The following is an 8494-nucleotide window of genomic DNA, read 5'->3' as shown; positions in this document are numbered from 1 at the left end:
CTTTCAGCCGCCTGTTTCAATTGTTCTTTGAGTAGTTCGACCACCAGTTCGGACTGTTGCGCGGGCATTGTATCGGACTTGTTCGGTACAGTTTTTTTCTGTTTGCCACCACCGAACACGCGGACAAGATCAGTCGGGTCTAATCGCTTTGTTCCTTCGCTATCAATCTGGGCCGTAATAGTGCCTTTTTCCAAAGCACGATAAATCCGGGACCTGGTGACATTAAATTGCTTTGCTGCTTCGACAATTGTTAGAAGGCTCATTGGTGAATAGTCCGTTTTCATTCTTTTCGCCTATCTTCGCAATATCTAGGGCGTTATGTAAAACAATTTTTCGCTTAACATAATCCCTGATCTCGGCAATTCAACTCTAAAAATAGGGCTTATTTTTTGCCCATTTAACATAAGATTCATTATACGAAGTGAAAAAGCATTAAAAAAAACTGTCAGCGCCAGTATTTGATTAAGACATATTTTAGATATATGAATAATGCTTTCTTAGGCTAATTTATAACTTAAAATAATTAAAAATAATTGTCATTAATTTATCTTAATCAACGGCTTATATGAACAAAGTATTTCTATTTATTTAGCGTTATGGCTAATATTAATCTTAAGAGGATTCATTCACCTCTTACACTTCTTTCCATGGATAGTAAAAGGCCCCTTTACCGGGGCTTTTTGCTGTATTAAATCCGCTGAATATAGCTTTTGAAAAGCCCATCCTTTTTCCCAATCCCTGCCAATGAATACGGATTTTTTGTCCTGGTAATTGATCCGCTTTCTGCATCTTCAAACAGTGGGCCATTATTTCCAGTAATCAATTTAGCCAAAGCCTGCTGGCGCTGTAATGGGGTGATTTCCCAATACTCGCCTTTCGTACCAATTACGCGGCTTCTTGCCATTCCAAGCAATAGCGGCTTGCTGTAGATCGTTCCTACTGCATCACCAGCTATACGCATATAGATTTCAGCGGCCAATTCATTAACCAAATAATCTGGCGCGGGACTGTCTGCATTACGGACAACTACTAGAGATTGGCCCAGGTTGGCTATTGTTTGGCGTAGGTTGTTCTGTTGGGAGGATCGTTTAGCAGATTGGCTTATATAGCGCTTAATAGCGGCCTGCGCTTCTCCTTCGGTTGCATAAAGGCCGCTTAAAAATCCGCCAGCGCTGGTTTCAATGTAATAGCTCATTCGGTTAGACACTCACAATCTGGTGATCTGGAAATGCTGTTTTAGCCATAATCTTAATACCGTCTTGCTGGTGTTGTTCTGGTGCGTGAATAGTCACGGTAGATTGTCCGGTTTCGTCATCAATGGTGACAGTCTGAATACAAGCGACCACGCCCATATTGGTCAGCAATGCTGTGAAGAATCCAAACTGTTGAGGATCATGGCTCGGTAATACAATCTTAAAAATCATGATTGAAGTCCTTTCTGAATCATCATTGAAATAAATTTAGATCGACTCGTATTCTGTTGGCACATTTTACGGCGGTGCTTATAAAGCGCTTTTTCAATCTGCTCAGATAAGTCACTCGGAATAGAAACAGAAGTCACTACGGTATTGCCTGGTCGTTTCATTTAGATATGCCCCTGTAAGTAATTTTCTTGGGTAAATTCCTGCTGGTGTTTTAAAGCTCGTTCATTTTCTTCAATCGATGCTTTGGCTTTGAAAATTAAGAGGTCTTGAGCTATAGCAAACTGTTCATTGGTCAAATGATCTCCCCAGGTACGGATTAGCCAGCTCGAAATTGCCATTTCTTCGGCCTGCATCATGCAACCATCCAAAATTACGGCATAAGTATCGTGGCGGCGGTTCACCAGGCATGGGGTTTCAAAAATTAGTTTGTTTAATTTATTCGGCAAATCTGGATAAGCCGGAACTTCCGGCTCCCCAGTATTGGCCGCTGCTGCTTCACGCGCTGCGCGTGTCCCAAATATGCGGCCAGCCATTATTCAACACTCCAAGCAAGTGAGTCGGCAGTACTAAGAGCTGTAAGGTCAGTCCACAAGGTGAACTCAAACGATCCATTCATGCCGCGTTTTACAAGCACAGTCATTTTTTCAGGAATCGCTACAGCAAACGTTTTAGGCGCAATCAGGTAGTTGCCCGGTGCTGCTGCAAGTTCTGCATTGAAGCCGTTTAGATATAAATCACCTTCAACCATTACAGCTTTGGTGCTTGTGCCGTCTGTAATTCCTGCAATCTCGCCAGCTTTAACTTTTGCGGCTGCTGCTGCGGCCAATGTGAAGGCTTCGGGGGTTTTGGCTGCTACTGCTGCGGCAATAACTTTATCAATCGCAAGGGCGATACCATCCACTAACGATTTATAAATCAGGCCATGAAGGGCCATAAATGGCGTGTCTTTCATTTGACGGCGGCTAATAACAAATTGAACGCCCAGGCTGCCAGTTTCAGCGAATTTATAAGGCGTAAATTTGATTGGTGAATCTACCGGGACAAGTTCTGTACCGGCTGCAACGTTCTGCAGAACGACTGGCGTAACCGTAGCAAATTGGTTTTTACCCAAATTAGCCCCAGGTTGGCCGCTTGTATTGTTTGCATATGGGTCAGGAGCTACAGCCAATCCAACGCCTGCACGAAGGTAGGTAGAAGCTTGAGCGACTGCAAGGCGCAATTCCACGTCCGAAAAATACATATCCTGTAATGTATTCGCGCCAGAAGTGGGAAGGCTTAATTTTTCGCTTAAGTTAATGTCAATCATCGAAGCCATCGGATCAACGGCGAATTTAGGGTTTGCTGGATCCCCTACTTGCTTATGCCCGGTTTTGGTCATGGCATCTTTTAAAAGCAAACTAATCGGATCGTTTCCAAGGTCTTGCACATTGCGGTGATTAATTTCAGCAATTGAGCTGGATAGGCTGCGGTTAGGCATTTTTATAACTCTAGGTTGTATTTAGTTATTACATTCTCCCCTATCAAATTAGCGGGTTCATCCTGCGGTTTTTCCCAAAAATTACTGTTTTTATTAATATTTATTAATCAAAATTAATGGCGGTTATCTGCCGTTATGGTTTTAAGAAAAATAAACTTAAAAATATTTTTAATTATTTTTGTTTTTAGGTGCATGAGGTTGCATAGAAATAAAATTGGTGGGGTGTTCTGCTGTTCTGTTCGCGTACAGCGTTCAAAATTTTGAGGGGGTGGCCTAGTACTGGCGCATTTTGGTTTTCCAGAAGGTAATACCGGGATCGAATTAATTAGATGTAGTTCAGACATAAAAGCGGATACTACATAAATTTGGTGTTCGCCCTGTTGTGCAATTATGTAGGCTAGACAGATATAAGCCCATTTCATAAGGGTTCTGGGAGGTTATTTTCTGTCGGCCATTCCTAACCTAAGACAAGACATAAACGTAAGATTGAGTTTCGGAAGCCACGCAGATATGAAAAGCGGCGGAGGTTTGCCCCCCGTACACCACCCCCCCTAGAGAAGTACCTTAGAAACTATTAATTAATCCCAATCAATAGATGACAGTAGCATGCTGCCCTACTCGATCATGTCGCTCGTCATGAACTGGACGTATTCAATCAAGTAAATCTTGCAGTGTAATGTCAGTGTAATAGTGCAATCTCATACATAGATTACACTGTGAGATTACACTGTGTTAAGTCATTGATATAAAATAATAAAAACACAAAACAGTGTAATCTAGTGTAAAGGTGTAATCAAATTTCCATATAGGGATAAGTTCTAGAGGTATATTTCCCTATATTATACTTATATCTATTTTACTATATAGATTACACTAGATTACACTGTCTGTCTGAAACCCTTGCTATATAAGGCTTTCAATCAGTGTAATCTATATTTTAGAGATTACACTGAGATTACACTGTTTATGGGTAGATTACACTGCATAGCCAATAAAAAACCCGGAACATTGTCCGGGCTAATTAATTGGCTGGTTTAGTCGAATTTCATTACTCAGAATGCCCGATCAAAGTTATCGCTTGTCAGGCAGATAACACTTGGTGCAAGAACTAAGTTTTTCCCATTGCTGCGGCGTACTGGCTCATTGCCATTGTGCTTTTTAATACAAGCTGATGCCTTAATTGTGTCGGCGCGTGAAGGTTTATCGATACCAATTTCAATCAGTAGCTCTGTTGTTGTGGTCCAGCGCCAGCGTGACTTGTTAGACTGCCAATCCAAACGCGATAAAATGCGTTCTTCGATAGGGTCAATAACCTGAAATTCTTCATTGCTTTCATTTAATGCGGCCAATTCATCTGCGGTTGGGGTGTATGACGGTCGGCCATCTGGATGATGCAGATTAGCGCTGTACCATTCATAAATCTCCGCCCAGACTTGCTGCATATCAAAACCATGTTCAAAGTTCACGTTTTCACACTCAACTACCCAATAGCGGCGGTTCCCAGTGTCATCGTGTAGAAATGCTTTAGGATTCACGGAACCAAAAAATACAGTGCGGCGCGGGAATTTTGATTCTTTGCGGGCGTATGCTTGGCGTAATTCGTCATGATCGCGGGTAATGAATGCCTTTAGCGCTGAAATGTCCGATTTTTTGAATGTTGAATCAATTTCCCCTAATTCTATCATCCACTTTGACACGGCCTGTTTAACGCTATCCTTATCATCTACACGCAATTGAACGCCATCTTGCAATACATCCAAGTCAGCAGGTGCCAGCGATTTAAACCAGCGGGTTTTACCTAGGTTTTGATCGCCCTGCAGGACAAGCATACCTTGAGCAGAAATACCGTTACTTGTTGCCGCTGCAATAGCAGACACCATCCAGCGTTTGATTAAAGCGATATGTAAAGGCGTTCCGTCCGGTAGTGGTTTAATTTCTTTAGGGGTAATCGTCTTGCAGAAATCATCCCAGCGTTTTAAACCATCCCAAGGCTTTGAATTAATCCATGTTAAGACAGGGTTATATTGATTTTTTGCTGCAATGTTTGTCAAAGAGCCGTCAATATTTCCTGTAGGCATCCCAACAAGATTGCAGTATGAAACAATCTCTGCAATGCAAGCATTTGCATTATTGTCTACGCAAAACGATGTACCAGGGATCAGGATTTCATCTTCCTTTTTAATCACGTTATAGCGCACCGTTGCCCCTAGACGGCGCAATAGCTCCTCTAGGTTAGGGATTGTACCTTTCGGCTTTCCGTTGCTTGTTACGTGTGGAAATGGTGTTTTATCGTCGAATGAAATCGGATATGACTGGCTTTTAACTTTAGTTAGTTCGGTCTGTTCTTGAATGTTCGCCTGCTTAACTTCCGTGAACGCATTATTAATGATCGTGCGCATTGCCTGCGGTGTCATTTCAGCGACTGGCGTATCCTCAAATAGTTCTGTACCGTCCAGAATTGCAATGTGTTCGGGAACAACAATATCTAACACGTCAGCGGATGCACAAATAACCGGATAGCCAGTTTCAGCTAATTTCAGTGATTCTTTTTCTGGGCAAGCAACAACAAATTGTTTAGAAGGTGCTTCCATGTTGAAAGCGATAATACCTTTCTGGCCAATAACCAAATATTCGCCAGTCAAGTACACTGCGACCCCAACAATACGAGTCAAGGTTTCTTGATCGTAAAGGGTATAAACCAAACTGCCTTCTTCTAGTTCACGGCCTTGATATGTAACGCATGAGCCGATTTCTTTATAGAAATGGCCATTTTGAATATTTAGCCTATGCAAAGGTGATCCTGTACGAAACGGCGCTTTAGGTTCGCGTGTGTTCTCAAGAATCCATTGATCTAAATCAATAATTAATTCAGCGTTGGCATTCATACGACACCCTCCGTTTTAAGGCGAGCGTAGTAAGAGCGGTAATGTGCTGCGCGATCAGCTTTGCATTTAGAACATAGGCAATGGCCGTTGCTTACACGGCGTTCGGCTTTTTTCCCATTCGGGCAAGGTTCGCCAGTGTAATAAAATTCCAAGCCTTGGGCTTTAGCTTCTCTGCGGGTAATGATGGGCTTTTTCATGCTGCATTACTCCCGTGTAAAGAGAGATAAGCGCATACGACATGAATAGCATCAAGCTTTCTAACGGCTTCGGTACGCTTACCATAACGGCCATGCGCCCAGATCATATCTGCTACTTGTTCGGGATGTTTAGAAATTGAATCAACAGGATTATATTGAACGCCAACTTCCTGGCAGTATTTCCAGCCCAGGTGAATTTTTTGGCTGTAGGTTTCAGCGAATGCAATTTCGCTTAGGGTACTTCTAATCATAGTCAGACTCTATAAACATAGAATCTGGCGCAAAAATGAACGTCAACAATAGTTATAAGTAATGATTTATTATTAAACCTTGACCGAAAAACATTGGTCGGGTTATCATTCTTAAACCGATTAAGGCGTTACAGCGCCATATTCTGGTAATGGATTCTGAAATAGCCCGCGAGTCGCCAAACTTTATGCGGGCTTTTTCATGTCTGGATATTCTCAAAACATGAAAAATATATTTCAGTGCGTGGTTTGATAATACATAGAACAACTGCTAGTGTCTATCAGGAAAACACATAAAAATAGACTTTATTTCCCTTCAAAATCACTAACTTTCATGGCTTATAATTTCTTTTAATCTGTATATAAAAATATTTTTCATTCCAGATTTTTATTCTGCTTTTTAATCTTATCCGTTTTCACTCATGAGAAATATATTTTTTATCTGTCATTGAAATAAAAAAGTTACCCATCATCTTTATTGTTGGTATAAATCCAACAACGAAGAAAGGTGTCGCCATGAGCGAAGAACAATACGATTACAGCAAAGAAGAACTATTGCAACAACTAGATGATCTTTCTCAAGATCTAAATTCTGATATCGATAAAGCTGAAGATTTGCAAGATCGCTTTGATAGACAAGATACACTTTACCGGAATACCGCCGGGAATGATGATGGAAATGAAGATCGTCCAGAAACCTTCAATGAAGACGGAGATAACGTCCAAGGTATGGAAAGAGGTGAGGAACTCATTCGCCTTGAAAGATATATAGAGACTGCCCCTGAATATCATAAAGATATTGAAGCATTAAGAGAAAAAATTGAAAAGACAGATGAACCAGAAGCATTAGAATCAATCGTCGAAAAAATAGATGATCTTAAAGAAACATTAGAAGATATTCGTCCTGAAGACTTGGATGGAAATAATTAATACTTTGGGAACAGATTACTATTAGTCTGTTCCCATCGTTTCTTACAGGCTTTAGCATTCTTGGATTCTTTAACTATGCGAGTGGTATAAAAGTTGTAATGAACTATAATATTTGATGCTTTTTTGCAATGTACCCTTGCTTTATGTACCCATCACTGTAGATAATCAGATATATATTTCATAGTACGCTGTGAAATGTAAAAATAACTATTTTAATTTCCGCTCAGATACTTGAATTTTCATTAAGTAACCTCATTGAATTAGGTCATATAAATCATGGCAATATCTATTGTTCGTTCATCATCACAGACAATACGTCACTCAGTGCGTGGAGTTGATTTTGATATGGATAAAATGCGTAACCAGATAAGTTCTGGTGCCAATGAATTGCCAGAATATAAGACTACTGAGGAATTACATCAATGGATGAAGGCGAAGAGAATGGAGCGCAGACTAGCGCGTATGAAAAGCGAAATTTAAAGGGCTATAAAGGTACACAACTTCCATCACATGGAATAAAAGTATTTATTTTAAATAGCTATTTTGACTCTTTAGATGAGTATAACTTTACTGATAAAGAAGAGTACCAAGTAACTAAATTTGTAGTTCAGATCAATAAAAACGGATTTGTTAATCTAGAAGGTCGTAATAAGCAGTCGAACGATCCTGATTCAGATAAACCTTGTTATCTTGAAAAAGTTACATTTGCTAATGAACATAAGCTATTCCATTATCATATTGGTGTTGGGCATTATGCAGGTCCTTTTGGTGACAAAACTTCAGAATTTGTAGTCCACTACAGTTATTGCCAATTAGAAAAAGCTGCAAGTATTATTTCTGTAGCGCCTCATCCTCCATTTAATTTGCCCACTACAGAAGAGTTAGAATCGGGTATAAATACTATTCATGAATAAAGATTAGGACCTTAATAGGTCCTTTTTATTCTAAAACAGCATTAATTATTCGATTAAATAATCCTTTTTTCTTTTTAAGCTTTTTTGTTCTATTATCTATTTCTTCCTGCGGTATTGCACTGTCATTACGCTGTATCTCTTGTCCTGTTTGACTTGTATCGTTTTCCTGTGGCAAACGCTGTTCGGGTTGTTCTTCTTGAACAGCGGGAGGGGAGTGGATTTCTGGGTTTTGTTTCATTCCAATGAGTAGCTTATAGTCGTCGAAGTCCTTACGGATATTGGCTATTTCAGCCTTATAGAACTGTTCTCTTTCAGCCGCCTGTTTCAATTGTTCTTTGAGTAGTTCGACCACCAGTTCGGACTGTTGCGCGGGCATTGTATCGGACTTGTTCGGTACAGTTTTTTTCTGTTTGCCACCA

9 protein-coding genes and 1 pseudogene are annotated in these 8494 nt (G+C 40.4%); 2 read left to right on the top strand and 8 right to left on the bottom strand.

Features of this window, described 5'->3' with window-relative positions:
* The 7 genes and pseudogenes from AC1IR0_RS15495 to AC1IR0_RS15465 form a co-directional block, all read right to left on the bottom strand.
* A pseudogene (locus tag AC1IR0_RS15495) lies at positions 1-284 on the bottom strand (plasmid replication DNA-binding protein); the annotation flags it as partial.
* 404 nt (positions 285-688) lie between these two features.
* A complete protein-coding gene (locus tag AC1IR0_RS15490) occupies positions 689-1195 on the bottom strand; it encodes a hypothetical protein (RefSeq protein ID WP_479741556.1) in 507 nt (168 codons plus the stop codon).
* A gap of 4 nt (positions 1196-1199) precedes the next feature.
* Entirely contained in the window at positions 1200-1424 is a 225-nt protein-coding gene (locus tag AC1IR0_RS15485; RefSeq protein ID WP_479741555.1) for a hypothetical protein, read from the bottom strand.
* 161 nt (positions 1425-1585) lie between these two features.
* Positions 1586-1957 (bottom strand): hypothetical protein, encoded by a 372-nt coding sequence (locus AC1IR0_RS15480; RefSeq protein WP_479741554.1) that lies wholly within the window; start codon positions 1955-1957, stop codon positions 1586-1588.
* Positions 1957-2901 carry a hypothetical protein gene (locus AC1IR0_RS15475; protein ID WP_479741553.1) on the bottom strand — a complete coding sequence of 315 codons (945 nt, stop codon included), beginning with the start codon at positions 2899-2901 and terminating at the stop codon, positions 1957-1959. The genes AC1IR0_RS15480 and AC1IR0_RS15475 overlap by 1 nt, the downstream gene beginning before the upstream one ends.
* A gap of 1052 nt (positions 2902-3953) precedes the next feature.
* A complete protein-coding gene (locus AC1IR0_RS15470; RefSeq protein WP_479741552.1) occupies positions 3954-5786 on the bottom strand; it encodes a VapE domain-containing protein in 1833 nt (610 codons plus the stop codon).
* A gap of 193 nt (positions 5787-5979) precedes the next feature.
* The gene (locus AC1IR0_RS15465) at positions 5980-6234 is read right to left on the bottom strand and encodes a hypothetical protein (RefSeq protein ID WP_479741551.1); all 255 of its coding nucleotides are present in this window, start codon (positions 6232-6234) and stop codon (positions 5980-5982) included.
* A gap of 513 nt (positions 6235-6747) precedes the next feature.
* Between AC1IR0_RS15465 and AC1IR0_RS15460 the strand changes: the two genes are divergently transcribed.
* Complete coding sequence (locus AC1IR0_RS15460) at positions 6748-7161, top strand: hypothetical protein (protein WP_479741550.1); 414 nt, start codon at positions 6748-6750, stop codon at positions 7159-7161.
* A gap of 422 nt (positions 7162-7583) precedes the next feature.
* The gene (locus AC1IR0_RS15455; RefSeq protein ID WP_479741549.1) at positions 7584-8075 is read left to right on the top strand and encodes a hypothetical protein; all 492 of its coding nucleotides are present in this window, start codon (positions 7584-7586) and stop codon (positions 8073-8075) included.
* A gap of 25 nt (positions 8076-8100) precedes the next feature.
* On the opposite strand, the gene AC1IR0_RS15450 is transcribed toward AC1IR0_RS15455, so the two are convergent.
* Positions 8101-8494 (bottom strand): plasmid replication DNA-binding protein (locus AC1IR0_RS15450; RefSeq protein ID WP_479741548.1); only part of this gene is annotated, 394 nt, incomplete at its 5' end.

The organism is Acinetobacter sp. 129952, assembly GCF_056642055.1.
The sequence above is the reverse complement of the archived record's forward strand: the minus strand, read 5'-3'. Positions and strand labels throughout refer to the sequence as shown.